This window comes from Streptomyces sp. NPDC003077, assembly GCF_040611095.1.
Lineage (GTDB): Bacteria > Actinomycetota > Actinomycetes > Streptomycetales > Streptomycetaceae > Streptomyces.
In genome coordinates, this window is record NZ_JBEXNM010000006.1 from 1 (window position 1) to 17,094 (window position 17,094).

Below are 17,094 nucleotides of genomic sequence, written 5' to 3' on the forward strand. Positions count from 1 at the left end.
ACCGGCCTGCAGTCCGGGGGGGTTCGGGGGCTCCCCCGCGCTCCCCCGGTTTTTTCCCCCTTCGGGGGGGGGGGGGCCCGTACGTGGTACGGGCCCACGCCGTCTGCGTTTTCCTCCGGTTCTCAGGGATCGGGGGTAGGGATAACCCCCCTCCCAGAACTCCGCCGCCCCTCATGGTGCGCGGCGCGGCGAAGGCGGAGGCTAGGGGCGTACGGGACGGGAAGGCGTCGAGCGGGGCCGGTCGGGGGAACGCGGCGGGCACGGTGGCGGCGAACGGTTCCGGCCGGACGGGGACCCGTAGGCGTCCCGGGAAACCGCAGCAGAACGGATGACGAAAGCCGATGGCGATGAATACCGCTTACTCACCGCGGACGCGTCCCTCGCGGATACCGGTGGGGCTGCGCGCCCCGTTCTCCGGGCAGACCTGGCGCGAGTTCCTGTACCTGATGCTCAGCCTGCCGATCTCCATCGTGACGTTCACCTGCGCGGTGGCGGTGATGTCGCTGGGCGCCGGCCTGCTGGTGACGTTCGTGGGCATCCCGGTGCTGGCCGCCGGGCTGACCGCCGTGCGGGGGCTGGGATACCTGGAGCGGGCCCGGGCGCGTGTCCTGCTGGGGCTGGAGGTGGCCGACCCGCGGCCGGTGCGGCCGGCGAAGCCGGGGGTGGTGAGCTGGACGAGTGCCGTCCTGAAGAGCGGGGTGTCCTGGCGGCACTTCCTGTACGGGGTGCTGCACCTCCCCTGGGCGGTCTTCGCGTTCGGCGTCTCGCTGACCTTCTGGCTCCTCGCCTGGTTGCTGCTGGCCTACCCGCTGTGGAAGTGGACGTTCCCCGCCTACCTGGACCAGCCGGGCATCCAGATGTTCGGCGACGGCACCCCCGAACGGTCCTGGTACATGGACACGCCGTTCGAGGTCGGGGTCGTCAGCGCGATCGGGCTGGCGCTGGTGTTCGTCGTGCCGTGGATGTTCCGCGGGCTGACGCACGTCGACCGGATTCTGGTGCTCGGGCTGCTGGGCCCGTCCGCCCTGGACCACCGGGTGTCGGAGCTGGAGTCGGACCGCGGCGTGGTCGTCGACACCGCCGCCGCCGACCTGCGCCGCATCGAGCGTGACCTGCACGACGGCGCGCAGGCGCGGCTGGTCAACCTCGCCATGGACCTGGGGCTGGCCAAGGAGAAGCTGCTCAAGGACCCCGAGGCCGCGGCCAAGATGGTGGACGAGGCCCACGGCGAGGTGAAGGTCGCCCTCCAGGAGCTGCGCGATCTGGCCCGGGGCATCCACCCGGCGATCCTCACCGACCGGGGGCTCGGGCCGGCGCTGTCCTCGCTGGGCGCGCGGTGCGCGGTGCCCGTCACCATCACCGTGGACCTGTCCCGGCGGCCCGCCCCGGCGATCGAGGGCATCGCCTACTTCACCGCCTCCGAGCTGCTGCAGAACATCTCCAAGCACGCCCGGGCCACCCGCGCCACGGTGGACGTCTGGCAGACCGACGACCGGCTGATGCTGCTGGTCACCGACGACGGGCAGGGCGGCGCGAACACCGCCTCCGGGAGCGGGCTGGCGGGCCTGGCCGAGCGGCTGGACTCGGTGGACGGCCTGCTCGTCATCGACTCGCCGATCGGCGGCCCGACCTCCATCACGGCGGAGCTGCCCTGGCGCGGGTGACGCCTGCTCCGGCTCCGCGAGCGACGTCCGCTCCGGCCTCGGCGGGTGACGTCCGCCACCTGCCGCGGGGGACGCCCGCGGTCCTCCGCGCATGACGTCCGCCGTCCTCCCCCCATACGCGCGCTCCCCGCCCGGCCCGGCGGGGAGCGCGTCGGCGTGCGGGATCTCGGCCGGTCCCGTCCATGGCTCCCGGCGTGAGCACGCGGGCATGCGGCCACCCCGTCCGCGCCCGGCTGTCTCCCCGTTACCGAACCGCGTCGGATCCGTCCCCCGGAACCCCCGCCCCCGCTTCCCCACCCGTACGCGGACGCGGCCCGTTGCCGGAATGCTGAGATGCTGGGACGGCACGGGGGGACCTCAGGGGCGAATCGGGGAGATCCCGGAGAGAACTCAGGGGTCGGACCGGTGAAGCCCGGGGACGCCGGGGGGACAACGAGAACGTGGGGGATGTGCGGTCGTGGAGGACAGGGTGCGGGTGGTCATTGCCGAGGATTCGGTGCTGCTGAGGGAGGGCCTGACCCGGTTGCTGACCGATCGCGGACATGACGTCGTCGCGGGGGTGGGTGATGCCGAGGCACTGCTGAAGATCATCGGTGAGCTGGCGGACGAGGGGGCGCTGCCGGACGTGGTGGTGGCGGACGTGCGGATGCCGCCGACGCACACCGACGAGGGGGTGCGGGCCGCGGTGCGGCTGCGCCGCGACCACCCGGAGGTCGGGGTGCTGGTGTTGTCCCAGTACGTGGAGGAGCAGTACGCGACGGAACTGCTGGCGGGTTCGACGCGCGGGGTCGGCTATCTCCTCAAGGACCGGGTAGCAGAGGTACGGGAATTCGTCGACGCGGTGGTGCGGGTGGCCCAAGGCGGCACCGCGCTCGATCCCGAGGTGGTCGCCCAGCTGCTCGGCCGGAGCCGCAAGCAGGACGTACTGGCCCACCTCACGCCCCGGGAACGGGAGGTCCTGGGGCTCATGGCCGAGGGCCGGACGAACTCCGCGATCGCCCGGCAGCTGGTGGTGAGCGACGGTGCGGTCGAGAAGCACGTCAGCAACATCTTCCTCAAGCTCGGCCTGGCCCAGAGTGACGGGGATCACCGGCGGGTCCTGGCCGTTCTCACGTATCTCAGGTCCTGAGACGACCCCGCGCCGTCAGGTGCCCAGCTCAGAGGCGGCGGCCATCCGCCCCCTGAGCTGTGCGGACGCCGCGGCGCGGAACCACCGGCCGGCCGGTGAACGTCATGGTGAGAGGACGTCGGGGGGCGTTGACTCATGACAGACCACCACAGAACGGTGCCCGGGGACGTCTCACACCCGCGTCCATCATGTGATCCACCCAAGGTAGGCGACCCTTACCCACGTACGATGGTCGTGGGACAACCGGTCCGTACGACACGTCCCGAGTCGTCCCCGGTCTACGGCGGGGATGCCCCACGCCTCTAGGGAGGTCCGAAGCAGTGACCAGCCAGGTCAGTAGCCCAGCCGAGCAGGCCGACGGAGCACCGACCGGGGAGCGGCCCGCTCCCGGCGGCGCGAACGGTGGCGTCCACAACGGCGGCGGCAAAGAGGTCCGCCGTCTGGACCGGGTGATCATCCGCTTCGCGGGTGACTCCGGTGACGGTATGCAGCTCACCGGCGACCGGTTCACGTCCGAGACGGCGTCCTTCGGCAACGACCTGTCGACGCTGCCGAACTTCCCCGCCGAGATCCGCGCCCCCGCCGGCACGCTGCCCGGCGTGTCCAGCTTCCAGCTGCACTTCGCCGACCACGACATCCTCACCCCCGGCGACGCGCCGAACGTGCTGGTGGCGATGAACCCGGCGGCGCTGAAGGCCAACCTGGGCGACCTGCCGCGCGGCGCGGAGATCATCGTCAACACGGACGAGTTCACCAAGCGCCCGATGGCCAAGGTCGGTTACGCCACCTCCCCGCTGGAGGACGGCTCGCTGGACGCGTACAACGTCCACCCGGTGCCGCTGACCACGCTGACGATCGAGGCGCTCAAGGAGTTCGGGCTCTCCCGCAAGGAGGCCGAGCGCAGCAAGAACATGTTCGCGCTGGGCCTGCTGAGCTGGATGTACCACCGGCCCACCGAGGGCACCGAGAAGTTCCTGCGACAGAAGTTCGCCAAGAAGCCGGACATCGCCGAGGCGAACGTGGCGGCCTTCCGGGCGGGCTGGAACTTCGGCGAGACGACCGAGGACTTCGCGGTCTCCTACGAGGTGGCGCCGGCGACGAAGGCGTTCCCCACCGGCACCTACCGCAACATCTCCGGCAACCTGGCGCTGGCCTACGGCCTGATCGCCGCCGGTCAGCAGGCGGACCTGCCGCTGTACCTGGGCTCGTACCCCATCACCCCGGCGTCCGACATCCTGCACGAGCTGTCCAAGCACAAGAACTTCGGTGTGCGGACCTTCCAGGCCGAGGACGAGATCGCGGGCATCGGCGCGGCGCTGGGCGCGGCGTTCGGCGGCGCGCTGGCGGTGACCACCACCTCCGGCCCCGGCGTGGCGCTGAAGTCGGAGACCATCGGCCTGGCGGTCTCCCTGGAGCTGCCGCTGCTGATCGTGGACATCCAGCGCGGCGGCCCCTCCACCGGCCTGCCCACCAAGACCGAGCAGGCCGACCTGCTCCAGGCCATGTACGGCCGCAACGGTGAGGCGCCGGTGCCGATCGTGGCGCCGAAGACGCCCGCCGACTGCTTCGACGCGGCGCTGGACGCGGCCCGGATCGCGCTCACCTACCGCACCCCGGTCTTCCTCCTCTCGGACGGCTACCTCGCCAACGGTTCCGAGCCGTGGCGCATCCCCGAGCTGGACGACCTGCCGGACCTGCGGGTCCGGTTCGCCACGGGCACCAACCACACCCTGGCCGACGGCACCGAGGTCTTCTGGCCCTACAAGCGCGACCCCGAGACGCTGGCCCGTCCGTGGGCGGTGCCGGGCACGCCGGGGCTGGAGCACCGGATCGGCGGCATCGAGAAGCAGGACGGGACGGGGAACATCTCCTACGACCCGGCCAACCACGACTTCATGGTCCGCACCCGCCAGGCCAAGATCGACGGCGTCGTCGTGCCGGACCTGGAGGTCGACGACCCGTCCGGCGAGGCACGCACGCTGGTCCTGGGCTGGGGCTCCACCTACGGGCCGATCACGGCGGCGGTCCGCCGGGTCCGCGGCGAGGGCGAGCGGATCGCGCAGGCCCACCTGCGGCACCTCAACCCCTTCCCGGCCAACCTCGGCCAGGTCCTGAAGGCGTACGACACCGTGGTGGTGCCGGAGATGAACCTGGGCCAGCTCGCCACCCTGATCCGGGCGCGGTACCTGGTGGACGCCCGCTCCCACACCCAGGTCAGCGGGATGCCGTTCAAGGCCGAGCAGCTCGCGGAGGTCTTTAAGGAGGCCATCAATGACTGAGACGATCACGGAAGGCACCGGCACGATCGAGGCGCTTTCCCTCGTCCCCAAGGCCGTCGCCCAGCAATCCATGAAGGACTTCAAGTCCGACCAGGAAGTGCGCTGGTGCCCCGGCTGCGGTGACTACGCCATCCTCGCCGCCGTCCAGGGCTTCATGCCCGAACTCGGCCTGGCGAAGGAGAACATCGTCTTCGTCTCCGGGATCGGCTGCTCCAGCCGCTTCCCGTACTACATGAACACCTACGGGATGCACTCCATCCACGGACGCGCCCCGGCCATCGCCACCGGCCTGGCCTCCTCGCGCCGCGACCTGTCGGTGTGGGTGGTCACCGGTGACGGCGACGCGCTGTCCATCGGCGGCAACCACCTCATCCACGCGCTGCGCCGCAACGTCAACCTGAAGATCCTGCTGTTCAACAACCGGATCTACGGGCTGACCAAGGGCCAGTACAGCCCGACCTCCGAGGTCGGCAAGATCACCAAGTCGACGCCGATGGGCTCGCTGGACGCGCCCTTCAACCCGGTGTCGCTGGCGATCGGCGCCGAGGCCTCCTTCGTCGCCCGCACCGTCGACTCCGACCGCAAGCACCTCACCCAGGTGCTGCGCGAGGCCGCCGAGCACCCGGGCACGGCGCTGGTGGAGATCTACCAGAACTGCAACATCTTCAACGACGGCGCCTTCGAGGTCCTCAAGGACAAGGAGAAGGCCCAGGAGGCCGTCATCCGCCTGGAGCACGGGCAGCCGATCCGCTTCGGCGCCCCGGGCGAGGACGGCCTCGGCTCCAAGGGCGTCGTCCGCGACCCGGCCACCGGCGACCTGAAGGTCGTGGACGTGGCCGCGCACGGCACCGACGGCATCCTGGTCCACGACGCCCACGCGGCCTCGCCGACCACCGCGTTCGCCCTCTCCCGGCTCGCCGACCCGGACACGCTGCACCACACCCCCATCGGGGTGTTCCGCAACGTCGACCGCCCGGTGTACGACACGGAGATGAGCGACCAGCTCGACGCCGCCATCGAGCAGAAGGGCAAGGGCGACCTCGCCTCCCTGCTGGCCGGCAACGACACGTGGACGGTGGTGGGCTGACGCCCTTCCGGTCGGGGCGGCGCTGTCGTAGGCGGGGCGCCCCGGGCGGCTGACGGAACCGAGCGGGTGCCCGTACGAGGAGTCTCAGGACTCTTGTCGTACGGGCACCCGCTTTTGCGCGTGGGGCCCCCGCTTTGTCCCGTGGGGGCACCCGCTTTTCCGCGTGGGGGCAGAGCGGGTCCGGGGAAGGAATCCGGGCCCGGCGCGGTCCGTCGTTCGATGTAGTGCGATGTCGTTCCGCGAGGGGAGGAGCGGCCGGGTGGGCTGACCTAGCGTCGGCAGGGACATGATCAAGCAGACAGACACCCCTCAGCCCCGCCCCGTGCGCCTCGCCGACCGGGGCGCCCCTCTCCCCGCGTACGCCTCCTACGGACGGGCCTTACTGGGCGCGGCCGTCATGGCCCTCGCCCTCGGGACGGCCGGGGCCCTGGGCGAGCTCGCGCACCTGCGCCTCGGGCTGGACGGCACCGCCCGGCAGGCGCTGACCGCCGTGCTGTGCGGCGGGATCGCCGTGCCGCTCGTCCTGTGGCTCCGGCGGCGGGTGGACCGGCGGCCGGTGGCCGGGCTCGGCCTCGCCGCCCGGGGCGCCGCCCGGTCCTTCGGGCTCGGCGTGCTCGTCACCGGGGGCGCCGCCGCCGCGACGTTCGCCCTGGGCACCGCGCTCGGCATGCTCCGGTGGGGCGCCGTGGACGGGCCCGTCCTGGCCCGGTACCTCCTCGTCAACGCGCTCGTCGCGCTCGCGCTGGAGGCGGTGCCCGAGGAACTGACCCTGCGCGGCTACGCCTACCGCAACCTCAGCGCCCGGCTGCGCCGCTGGACGGCCGCGCTGTGCACCGTCCTGCTCTTCCTGGCCGTGCCGGCCGGTTCGACCGTCGTGCAGTGGGCCCTGGCCGGCCTGCTCGGCGGCCCGGTGACCGCGCCGTCCTTCGCTCCGGCGGGCCAGGACCCGGTGTCCTACGCCGTCCTGCTCGTGGTCTTCGGCTGCGCGCTGCTCGTCGCCCGCATCACCACCGGGTCCCTGTGGACGGGCATCGCCCTGCACCTGACCTTCCTGACCGTCAACCGGATCACCCTGGACGGGGCGGCGCGCGGCGCGGGCTGGTCCGCCGAGCCGCTCACGCCGGACGCCCTGCTGCTGGTGCCGGGGTACCTGCTGCTGACGGCCGTGGCCTTCCTCGTCCTGGCGCGGCTGCGCGGGCGCCGCACCGGGTGGCGGGAGCGGGATCCGTACGGGGCGGAGGCGGACGCGGCGGGGTGACGCGGCTCGTCGGCGGGGTGACACGGCTCCGTGGGTGACACAGCTCCGTCGGCGGGCGGTGGGGGCCCGGCGCACGACACCCGGCACGTGCCGCGTACCCAGCGCACGACACCCGGCACATGCCGCCTACTCAGCGCACGACGAGGACGATCTTCCCCGTGGTGCGGTTCGTCTCGCCGTGGGCGTGGGCCTTGGCGGCCTCGGCGAGCGGGTAGGTCGCGTCGATGTGGGCGCGGAGCTTGCCCTGCTCGGCGAGTTCGGCGATGGCGCGCGTGCCCGCGTGGTCGGCCTCGACGACCATCCCTTCCAGCCGGACGCCCAGTTCGGCGGCCTTCCGCACCGCTTCGGCCTCGCTGCCGTCGGTCAGGATCGAGACCAGGATGCCGCCCTCGCGCAGGACCCCCAGCGAGCGGGTGCGCACGTCACCGGCGAGGGTGTCCAGCACCACGTCGACGCTGTCGACGGCGTCCGCGAAGTCCGTGGTCCGGTAGTCGATCAGCTCGTCGGCGCCGAGTTCGCGCAGCAGGTCGTGCTTGCCCGCGCTGGCCGTACCGATGACGTACGCGCCGCGTGCCTTGGCGATCTGCACGGCCAGGTGGCCGACCCCGCCGGCCGCGGCGTGGATCAGCACCCGCTGCCCCGGCCGGACGTCCGCGGTGTCGACCAGCGCCTGGTACGCGGTGAGCGCGGCGAGGGGCAGGGCACCTGCCTGCACGTGATCGAGGTTCGACGGCTTGTGGGTGAAGCTCCGGGCGGTGGCCTTGGCGTACTCGGCGTGCGCGCCCGCGCCGTGCGGGTACGGCAGCATGCCGAACACCTCGTCGCCCGGCTTGAACAGGGTGACGCCGGGACCGATCGCCTCGACGACCCCGGAGACGTCCCAGCCGAGGACCGGGCGGAGTTCGGGCACCCACGGCAGACCCGCGCGGTGCTTCCAGTCGGTCGGGTTGAGCCCCGCCGCGTGGACGCGGACGACGATCTCGCTCAACCCGGGGACGGGCCGCGGCCGTTCGGCCTCCTTCAGCACCTCCGGACCGCCGAAGGCGTCCTGGGTGATGACCCGCATGGTGCCGCTGTTCTCGGTGCGCTCGGTGTGCTCAGTGCTCTGAGCGTTCTTGGTGTTCTCGGTGTTCTCGGTGCTCTGGGCGTTCTTGATGTTCTCGCTCATGGCCCCAGCCTGCGGAAATCCACCCGATCACCACAATGGCATGATGGCCATCATTCGATGGGTTCATGCCAGCCCGCCGGCGATCCCCTCCCCCCTCCCGACGGAGTTACGCCATGGCAACCACGCACCGTGTGGCCGTCCTCGCCCTCGACGGGGTGTACCCGCTGGAACTCGGCGTGCCCAGCCGCATCTTCGGCGCCACCGATGGGCTGTACGAGGTGCTGACCTGCACCGTCGACGGCCGCCCTGTGCGTACGGCCGCCGACTTCACCATCGCCGTCGAGCACGGCCCCGAGGTGCTGGGCACCGCCGACACCGTGGTGATCGCCTCGTTCGCCGCGTCCCCCAGCGCGGCCGAACTCGCCCTGCTCCCGCTGCCGGAGCCGATCGCGGCGGCACTGTCGCTGATCAGGCCCGGCACCCGGCTCGTCTCCATCTGCACCGGCGCCTTCGTGCTCGCCGCGGCCGGTCTGCTGGACGGCCGCCCGGCCGCCACGCACTGGCAGGCGGTCGAGGAGTTCCGGCGCTTGTTCCCCAAGGTCGACCTGGACCCGGACGTGCTGTTCGTCGACGACGGCGACATCCTCACCTCGGCCGGGGCCGCCTCCGGCATCGACGTCTGCCTGCACCTGGTGCGCAAGGACCACGGCAGCGAGGTCGCCAACCAGGTGGCACGCCGGTGCGTGGTGCCGCCGTGGCGCGAGGGCGGCCAGGCCCAGTACATCGAGCAGCCGGTCCCCAGGACCCCGCAGGACAGCACGGCGGCCACCCGGCAGTGGGCGCTCGAACACCTGCGGGAACCGCTGGCCCTGGCGGACCTCGCGGAGCACGCGCGGATGAGCCGGCGCACCTTCGTCCGCCGCTTCAACGACGAGGTCGGCATGAGCCCGGGCCGCTGGCTCGTCCAGCAGCGCGTGGCCCGCGCCCGCCACCTCCTCGAATCCAGCGACCTTCCGGTGGACGAGGTCGCCGCCCGGGTGGGCTTCGCCACGGGCACATCCCTGCGTCAGCACCTCCATGCGGCGATCGGGGTGTCACCGTTGGCTTACCGGCGGACGTTCCGGGCGGGGGGCTGATCCCTCCCGGGGGGCCTGCGCCCCGCTCCCGTGTGGCCGAACCGCACCGCCTGTCACGAGTGTGACGACGTACACGCATGACAGGTGGGCCGGGCGCCGCTACCGTCAGGCGTCGGAAATAGTTGGATGCCACACGAGAAAGGGCAGGGCCTTGCCGCCTCACAGTGATCAGCGCGCCGGACTTGTCTACGGCTTCACGGCGTACGTGATGTGGGGCCTGCTCCCGCTGTACTGGCACGTCCTCTCGGACGTCGCGCCGTCGGAAATCCTCGCCCACCGGATGCTGTGGTCCCTGCCGGTGGCCGCCGTCATCCTGATCGCGCTGCGCCGGGGCGCCTGGATACGGCCGCTGCTGCGGCAGCCCAAGCGCCTCGCGTTCATCGCCCTGTGCACCCTGGTCATCTCGGCCAACTGGTACCTGTACATCTGGGCGGTCAACGCCGGGCACGTGCTGGAAGCCTCGCTCGGCTACTTCATCAACCCGCTGGTGAGCATCGCCTTCGGCGTCCTGGTGCTGCGGGAGCGGCTGCGCCCGATGCAGTGGGTGGCGGTCGGCGTCGGCGCGGTGTCGGTGCTCGTCATGGCCATCGCGTACGGGCGGGTGCCGTGGATCGCGCTCGCGCTGGCGCTCTCCTTCGCGACGTACGGCCTGATCAAGAAGCGGTACGTGAAACTGGACGGCATCGAGGGATTCAGCGCCGAGACGGCGCTGCAGTTCCTGCCCGCGCTCGGGTTCCTGGTGTTCCTCCAGACGCGCGGCGAGACCGGCTTCACCAGCGGCGGAGTGGGGCAGGCGCTGCTGCTCGCCGGGTGCGGGGTGGCCACCGCCGTGCCGCTGATCTGCTTCGGCGCCTCGGCGGTCCGGGTGCCGCTGACGACGCTGGGGATGATGCAGTACCTCGCGCCGACCTTCCAGTTCGTGCTGGGTCTGCTGGTCTTCCACGAGGAGATGCCGCCGGAGCGGTGGGCGGGCTTCGCCCTCGTGTGGCTTGCGCTGGTGATCCTTACCTGGGACGCGCTGCGGACAGCGCGAACGGCGCGCGCGGCCCGGGAGGCGGCGGCAGCACGGGCGGCCCGGGAAGCTGCGACAGCACGGGCGGCGGCGGCTCCGGTGCCGTCCACGGTTGCTCCGGTGCCGTCCACGGCCGCCCCGGCCGCGTCCGCGTCGGGGACGACGAACGCGCCGGAGACGGCCACCCCGGCGGAGACGGCCGGGTGCTGACGAGGCAGGCCGCCACCCAGCCCGAAAGGTGGCGCGGCGCCCGGCCCGAAAAGCAGCCCGCCGCGGAGCCCGACAGGCAGCGCGCCGCAGAGCCCGAGCGACGGGCCGCCGCAGAACTCGCACGACGGGCCGTCGCAGAGCCCGAACAACGGGCCGCCACCGAGCCCCAACACCGGCCCTCCTGACGCCCGTTTCCCGGGCGGGGACCCGCCCCGGTCCCCGCCCGCAGGCCGAGAGTGCCCGCTATGCGGACGCCCCTGTCCGGAATCACACTTGTCATGGACGCACCATCACCCCCACCATCGGCTTCCACGCACGTTCCGTCCCCGCCTCCCCCTCACGGAATCCCGGAGACCCCTCATGTCGTCGCACGCCGATGGACGCACCACCCGTAAGCCACGAAGATCCGCTCCAGCCTGGGCGCGGCGCGCCGCGCTGGCCGCCACCGCGGCCGGCACCGTGCTCGGCCTGCTGGCCGCCGCCCCCACCGCCGGCGCCAGTTCGCCCGGCGCCCCGACCGCGGCGCGCCCCGCCCCCACCGTGGCCGCCCCGGACATCCCGGTCGCCAACGTCAAGGCGCACCTGTCCCAGTTCCAGTCGATAGCCTCCGCCAACGGCGGCAACCGGGCCCACGGCCGCCCCGGTTACCGGGCCTCCGTCGACTACGTGAAGGGCAAGCTGGACGCCGCCGGGTACACCACCCGCCTCCAGCAGTTCTCCACCGGCGGCGCCACCGGCTGGAACCTGATAGCCGACTGGCCCGGCGGCGACCCGAACCAGGTCCTGATGGCCGGCGCGCACCTGGACTCCGTCAGCGCCGGGCCCGGCATCAACGACAACGGGTCGGGGTCGGCGGGCATCCTGGAGACCGCGCTCGCCGTCTCGCGCGCGGGCCTGACGCCCAAGAAGCACCTGCGGTTCGCCTGGTGGGGCGCGGAGGAGCTGGGGATGCGCGGCTCGCAGGCGTACGTGAACAGCCTGCCCGCCACCGACCGCTCCAAGATCAGCGGCTATCTGAACTTCGACATGATCGGCTCCCCGAACCCCGGCTACTTCGTCTACGACGACGACCGGCAGATCGAGTCCACCTTCAAGAGCTACTTCGCCTCCATCAACGTCCCCACGGAGATCGAGACCGAGGGCGACGGACGCTCCGACCACGCGCCGTTCAAGAACGTCGGGGTGCCGGTCGGCGGCCTGTTCTCCGGCGCCGACTACACCAAGACCAGCGCGCAGGCGCAGAAGTGGGGCGGCACCGCCGGGCGGCCGTTCGACTCCTGCTACCACCGCTCCTGCGACACCACCGCGAACCTCAGTGACACCTCACTGGACCGCAACACCGACGCCATCGCGTACGCCATCTGGACCCTCGGCGGCTCCGGCTCCACCAACCCGCCGACCGGCACCGTCTTCGAGAACGCCGCCGACGTGCAGATCCCGGACGCGGGCGCCGCGGTGACCTCCGCGGTCCAGGTCACCGGGCAGACCGGCAACGCCCCCGCCGCCCTCCAGGTCGGCGTCGACATCAAGCACACCTACCGCGGCGACCTCGTCATCGACCTCGTGGCCCCGGACGGCACCGCCTACCGGCTGAAGAACTCCGCCGCGGACCCCGCGCCCAACGTCCAGACCACGTACACCGTCGACGCCTCCAGCGAGGCCGCCAACGGCACCTGGCAGCTCCGCGTCCAGGACGTGGGCCCGCAGGACACGGGCTACATCGACAGCTGGAAGCTGACTTTCTGACCCGCCCCGGGCCGGCCCGACCCGGCCCGACCCGGCCCTGACGCACGTTCCGATGCCCTTCGGCGGGGACGGACGCGCGCTGTGACGGGCGCGTGCGGTGACGCCGTGCGGTTCCCGTACCGGCCGGTGCCCTTCGGTGGCACCGGCCGGTACGTGTGTGGGGCCCGTCAGCCGCTCAAGCCCCGTCCGTCCTCACGCCGTGATGTCCCGCGTGGTGAAACGGGCCCACGCCGCCGAGCCGAAGACCAGGGCGTACAGCCCCTGCAAACCGAGGTTCTTCTGGAGCTGGTCCCAGTAGACGGGGTCGCGGAGCAGGTCGGCGAAGGACAGCCAGTAGTGCGAGAACAGGTACGGCTGGATGGCGTGCATCTGGGGGATGGTGTCCAGGATCTGCACCGTGATCAGCACGCCCACGGTGGTCGCCATCGCCGCGATGCCGCTGTTGGTGAACGTCGAGACGAACAGGCCCAGGGCCGCCACACCGATCAGCGACAGCGCCACCACGCCCGCGATCACCAGCGCCCGCAGCAGCCCCTCGACGAACGGCACGGACGTCCCGGACAGCAGCGTGACCTCGCCGAGCGGGAACAGCAACGCCCCGACCACCAGCGCCGAGGCCGCCACCACCAGCGTCGCCACCAGGCAGAAGACGAGCGTGGTGGCGTACTTCACGAGCAGCAGGCGCGTTCGGCCCGCGGGGGCGACGAGCAGATAGCGCAGCGTCCCCGAACCGGCCTCGCCCGCGATGGCGTCCCCCGCGACCACCCCGATGGCCAGCGGCAGGAAGACCGGCAGCGTCGCGGCGAGCGAGGTGAAGACCAGGAACAGCCCGTTGTTGGTGATCTGCGAGACGAAGGCCGGGCCGCCTCCGCCACCCATCGAGCCCCCGTCGCTGGTCTCGATCTTCACGGCGATGCCGACGAGGACGGGCACGCCGGCCAGCACGATCAGCAGCGTACGGGTGCGCCAGCGCCGGAACGTCGTCCCGATCTCGCTGCGCAGCAGCCCTAGCGACCACAGCAGCCGGGGGCCGCGCGCCGCCACGGCGGCCGGGGAGCCCCCCGCGCCGCCCACGTCCGAAGCGTCCGAAGCGTCCGGAGCGGGACCGCCCCGCTCCGCCGCCGTCGTCGTCTCAGCCCGCGACATCGAACCCCTCCCCCGTCAGCCGTACGAAGATCTCCTCCAGGGACGCGTTCTCCGTCCCGAACCCGCGGACGCGGACGTCGGCCCGGACGAGGGCGGCGTTCAGGTCCGCGAGGTCCATGGAGCTCACGCCGTCCGGGGCGCCCGAGGCGTCCGGGGTATCCGTGTGAGGTCCGGTGCCGGTCGGGGGCGGCAGTTCGCCCGTCACCCTGTCGTCGGTGACGAGGAGGTCCGTCACGCCGTGCTCCTTCAGGACGCGGGCCGCTTCGGCCGTGTCGGGGGTGGTGACGACGAGCCGGCCCCGCGTGTCGGCCGCCAGTTCGGCGACCGTGCCCTGGGTGATCAGGCGGCCCCGGGCCATCACGGCCGCGTGCGAGCAGACCTGTTCGATCTCGTCCAGGAGGTGCGAGGAGAGGAAGACGGTCGTGCCGTCCGAGGCCAGCTCCCTTATGAGGGTGCGGATCTCGCGCATCCCCTGGGGGTCCAGGCCGTTGGTCGGCTCGTCCAGAACCAGCAGCTCACGGGGTTGCAGCAGCGCCGCGGCCAGCCCCAGCCGCTGCTTCATGCCGAGCGAGTAGGCCCGCGCCTTCTTGCGGGCGGCGGCGGTCAGGCCGACCCGGTCCAGCGCGCGGGCGACCCGTCGGGCACGGGTGCGCGGGTCGGCGGTGGGGTCGGCGGCGTCGTAGCGCAGGAGGTTGTCCCGGCCGCTGAGGAAGCCGTACAGGGCCGGGCCCTCGATGAGGGCGCCGACCCGGGGCAGCACCCGCCGCGCGGCTCGCGGCATCGGCTCGCCCAGCAGCCGCGCCCCGCCGGACGTGGGCTCGATCAGGCCCATCAGCATGCGGATGGTGGTGGTCTTGCCGGAGCCGTTCGGGCCGAGGAAGCCGAAGACGCTGCCGCGCGGCACGACGAGGTCCAGCCCGTCGACGGCCAGGTGCCCGCCCCGGTAGCGCTTCGTCAGACCGCGCGTCTCGATCACCGGGTCGGCGGTGACGAGCGGTGCCGGGACCGGCTTCTCCTCCCCCGTGCCCGGCGGCTCCGCCACCCGTTCCCCGGTGCCGGTCGGCGCCGGTCCCTCCCCGGCGGTCGGCTGTGTCATCGGCTGCTCCCCCTCCTCGTGGCTCGCCGTCTCCGTGGCGTCCGTGGCCAGGCGTCTTCATGGCTCGGCGTCCGGGCGCGCGGTTCCGACGGGTGCGGTCTTGCGGGTGTGACCCCGCAGCGGGCTTCCGTCTTCCATCGGACGACGAGCTCCGGTACCCGTTCCGGGCAACGCTCGGACCCCTCTCCGTACGGTACGCCGGAGGCGCGCGATACCCACGGCCCGCCGGGGACGCGGGAGTGCCGACGATCCCCCGCGCGCTCCCGGCCGGGTTCGGCCCCCGCGGGGTGGCCGGGGCCGTGCGGGCCGATCCCCGTACTCCCGGCCGCCCCCCGCACGACACCCGGGGTGGCGCGGGCCGTCACGCCCCCACCACCCCGGTGCCGCACCGCGTCACGGCCGCGCGCTACCGCGCTCCGCTCACTTGGCCTTGTTCGCCGCGTCGAGCAGGACCTGCTTGTCGACGGCGCCGGCGTAGACCGTGCCGTCGTCCGTGATCAGGGCGTTGACCAGGCGCGTGCTGAAGATCCGGCCGGCGCCGAAGGAGCCGTTGACCTGCTCGGTCATGCTGTCCAGCAGGTTGGCCACGTCACCGGACGCCTTCTGCTTCCCGCCGAGGGCCTTGGTGTCGGCCTTGGTGCCCTCGATCCGTACGACGGAGGCCCAGCCCTTGCCGATGACCGAGGGGGCCACGCCCTCGTTCTTCAGCTCCACCGGCTTCCCGTTCCGCAGGTCCTTGAACTCCCGCTGGAGCTTCTTGAAGTCCTCGGAGTCCTTGAAGCGCCCCAGCTCCTTCTCGTGCTGGGTGCGGACCTGGTCGCCGTCGAAGACCTTGGCGCCCTTGGGCGGGGCGAACCGGAAGGTGCTCGCGTCGGGCTTGGCGAAGTCCACGGACGTGAAGCCCGCCTCGATCGCCGCGGCGCCGCCGCTCTTGGGGGTGAGCGTGAACTTCAGCGGCACGCCCTTCTCGGCGTCCACCGCGATACGGATCTCGCCGACCGTCGAACCGGACTGCTTGGGCTTCACCGAGAGCTGGTAGGCGTCCCGGCCGGCCACCTTGGCGGTGCCGTCGACGGTGACCGCCGTCGAGTCACCGGCCGCCTTGAGCACGCTCTGGGCGAACTCCTGGGGGGTGAAGTCCTTCAGGTCCTTGGGGAGGGCCTCCACGCCGGACTTGCCGGAGCCCTGGATCCCCTTCGCGGCGTCCGCCGGCACCTTCTCGCGGAAGGCGGTGTTGGTGCCGCTGTCGTACGCCCAGACCTCGGCGCCGTTGTGGACGACGCTGTACTCGGCGGTCTTGTCCACCATGGACACCCGCTGGTGCTCGCGCCCGTCCACCGCGACGCGCAGCGTGTGCGCGCCCGAGGCGAGCTGCATGAGCCGCTGCCGCGGGTCCGCGGACGTGCCTGCGTCGTCACCCTTGTCCGGTCCGGCCTTGGGACCGGCGCCGAACGCGCCCGCGCCGCCGCCACCCGGCAGCGCGGGCAGCCCGAGGTCCGTGCTGATCCGCACGGTGCCGGAGAGCTGCTGCACGTCGGACTGCGCGACCTTCGCTATCAGTTCCTTCGCCGTGATGTCCGGCAGATCGGGGGAGCCGGAGCCGGCGAACGCCGGGACGAGCCCGACCGTCGCCGCCGCCACCCCCGCCACCACGACCGGGACCGCGTACCGGATCGTCTTCCGGCGCTTGGCTGCGCGCCCCCCGTCCCACTCGTCGGTGACCTGTGTCGGTTGGTTCCGTGGCATGTGCCCTACCTCCGTCGTAAGCGGCGGTTTCTACGCAACGCACTCCTCCACCCCTCGGGCTCATTGTGACCCGATCCGCCGCGGCGTGGTGCTCCTAATCCCACCAAATCCACCACCGGAACGCGTCAGCCCCGGGGATCACCTCGCCCTACTGCTGAGGGATGACGGCCCTGATCCGAGCGGGGGTGTCCGTACCGCCGCAGGCGGAGCGGACCTTAGGGGACGGCCTGGACACCGGGCCGTTCTTTGCCGATCGACGGGGCCGGAAACCGGTCTTGACCTCGGGCGGCATGGGGGCACGGGGGGACGTGCCGACCCCGTGGAGGGAGCGCGTCCGGCCGTTACGGGCAAAAAGGCCGGGGAGCGGGAGACCCAGCCCTTACGAGGGCGGGGAAAAGGCCGGAAATCGGCACTACAGGCCGGAAATCGGCGCTACGGACCGAAAGCCGAGCGAATGCCGACCGAATGCCGACTGAA

General features: G+C 72.3%; 12 protein-coding genes. 8 read left to right on the top strand and 4 right to left on the bottom strand.

Features of this window, described 5'->3' with window-relative positions:
- Positions 1-347: 347 nt before the first annotated feature.
- From ABZX96_RS06200 to ABZX96_RS06220, 5 genes are all read left to right on the top strand, one after another.
- Positions 348-1,664: a sensor domain-containing protein gene (locus ABZX96_RS06200; RefSeq protein ID WP_355538693.1), complete on the top strand. Its 1,317-nt coding sequence runs from the start codon at positions 348-350 to the stop codon at positions 1,662-1,664.
- Positions 1,665-2,133: 469 nt separating this feature from the next.
- Positions 2,134-2,793, top strand: a complete 660-nt coding sequence (locus ABZX96_RS06205; protein WP_355539107.1) for a response regulator transcription factor — start codon at positions 2,134-2,136, stop codon at positions 2,791-2,793.
- A 320-nt stretch (positions 2,794-3,113) separates the two neighbouring features.
- On the top strand, positions 3,114-5,072 hold the full coding sequence (locus ABZX96_RS06210; protein WP_355538696.1) for a 2-oxoacid:acceptor oxidoreductase subunit alpha: 1,959 nt from the start codon (positions 3,114-3,116) through the stop codon (positions 5,070-5,072).
- Entirely contained in the window at positions 5,065-6,159 is a 1,095-nt protein-coding gene (locus ABZX96_RS06215) for a 2-oxoacid:ferredoxin oxidoreductase subunit beta (RefSeq protein WP_355538699.1), read from the top strand. Before ABZX96_RS06210 ends, ABZX96_RS06215 begins: the two co-directional genes overlap by 8 nt.
- A 286-nt stretch (positions 6,160-6,445) precedes the next feature.
- A complete protein-coding gene (locus tag ABZX96_RS06220; RefSeq protein WP_355538702.1) occupies positions 6,446-7,417 on the top strand; it encodes a CPBP family intramembrane glutamic endopeptidase in 972 nt (323 codons plus the stop codon).
- Between the two features lie 130 nt (positions 7,418-7,547).
- On the opposite strand, the gene ABZX96_RS06225 is transcribed toward ABZX96_RS06220, so the two are convergent.
- A complete protein-coding gene (locus ABZX96_RS06225; RefSeq protein ID WP_355539110.1) occupies positions 7,548-8,483 on the bottom strand; it encodes an NADP-dependent oxidoreductase in 936 nt (311 codons plus the stop codon).
- A gap of 215 nt (positions 8,484-8,698) precedes the next feature.
- Between ABZX96_RS06225 and ABZX96_RS06230 the strand changes: the two genes are divergently transcribed.
- The 3 genes from ABZX96_RS06230 (at position 8,699) to ABZX96_RS06240 (ending at position 12,629) form a co-directional block, all read left to right on the top strand.
- The gene (locus ABZX96_RS06230; protein WP_355538705.1) at positions 8,699-9,661 is read left to right on the top strand and encodes a helix-turn-helix domain-containing protein; all 963 of its coding nucleotides are present in this window, start codon (positions 8,699-8,701) and stop codon (positions 9,659-9,661) included.
- A 151-nt stretch (positions 9,662-9,812) separates the two neighbouring features.
- Positions 9,813-10,883: an EamA family transporter RarD gene (gene rarD / locus ABZX96_RS06235; RefSeq protein ID WP_355538708.1), complete on the top strand. Its 1,071-nt coding sequence runs from the start codon at positions 9,813-9,815 to the stop codon at positions 10,881-10,883.
- Between the two features lie 360 nt (positions 10,884-11,243).
- A complete protein-coding gene (locus ABZX96_RS06240; protein WP_355538711.1) occupies positions 11,244-12,629 on the top strand; it encodes a M28 family metallopeptidase in 1,386 nt (461 codons plus the stop codon).
- Positions 12,630-12,821: 192 nt separating this feature from the next.
- Here ABZX96_RS06240 and ABZX96_RS06245 read toward each other — a convergent pair whose 3' ends face one another.
- The 3 genes from ABZX96_RS06245 to ABZX96_RS06255 all read right to left on the bottom strand — a co-directional run bounded on the left by ABZX96_RS06245 (position 12,822) and on the right by ABZX96_RS06255 (position 16,617).
- Complete coding sequence (locus ABZX96_RS06245) at positions 12,822-13,775, bottom strand: ABC transporter permease (RefSeq protein ID WP_355538714.1); 954 nt, start codon at positions 13,773-13,775, stop codon at positions 12,822-12,824.
- Positions 13,762-14,871, bottom strand: a complete 1,110-nt coding sequence (locus ABZX96_RS06250) for an ABC transporter ATP-binding protein (RefSeq protein WP_355538717.1) — start codon at positions 14,869-14,871, stop codon at positions 13,762-13,764. Before ABZX96_RS06250 ends, ABZX96_RS06245 begins: the two co-directional genes overlap by 14 nt.
- 420 nt (positions 14,872-15,291) lie before the next feature.
- A complete protein-coding gene (locus tag ABZX96_RS06255; RefSeq protein WP_355538720.1) occupies positions 15,292-16,617 on the bottom strand; it encodes a DUF2092 domain-containing protein in 1,326 nt (441 codons plus the stop codon).
- Positions 16,618-17,094 lie beyond the last annotated feature (477 nt).

Bases quoted from the DNA above. Each gene is read 5' to 3' on its own strand.
- ABZX96_RS06245 (WP_355538714.1), bottom strand. From the start codon at position 13,775: ATGTCGCGGGCTGAGACGACGACGGCGGCGGAGCGGGGCGGTCCCGCT.
- ABZX96_RS06220 (WP_355538702.1), top strand. From the start codon at position 6,446: ATGATCAAGCAGACAGACACCCCTCAGCCCCGCCCCGTGCGCCTCGCC.
- ABZX96_RS06255 (WP_355538720.1), bottom strand. From the start codon at position 16,617: ATGCCACGGAACCAACCGACACAGGTCACCGACGAGTGGGACGGGGGG.
- ABZX96_RS06240 (WP_355538711.1), top strand. From the start codon at position 11,244: ATGTCGTCGCACGCCGATGGACGCACCACCCGTAAGCCACGAAGATCC.
- ABZX96_RS06215 (WP_355538699.1), top strand. From the start codon at position 5,065: ATGACTGAGACGATCACGGAAGGCACCGGCACGATCGAGGCGCTTTCC.
- ABZX96_RS06230 (WP_355538705.1), top strand. From the start codon at position 8,699: ATGGCAACCACGCACCGTGTGGCCGTCCTCGCCCTCGACGGGGTGTAC.
- ABZX96_RS06225 (WP_355539110.1), bottom strand. From the start codon at position 8,483: ATGCGGGTCATCACCCAGGACGCCTTCGGCGGTCCGGAGGTGCTGAAG.
- ABZX96_RS06250 (WP_355538717.1), bottom strand. From the start codon at position 14,871: ATGACACAGCCGACCGCCGGGGAGGGACCGGCGCCGACCGGCACCGGG.
- ABZX96_RS06200 (WP_355538693.1), top strand. From the start codon at position 348: ATGAATACCGCTTACTCACCGCGGACGCGTCCCTCGCGGATACCGGTG.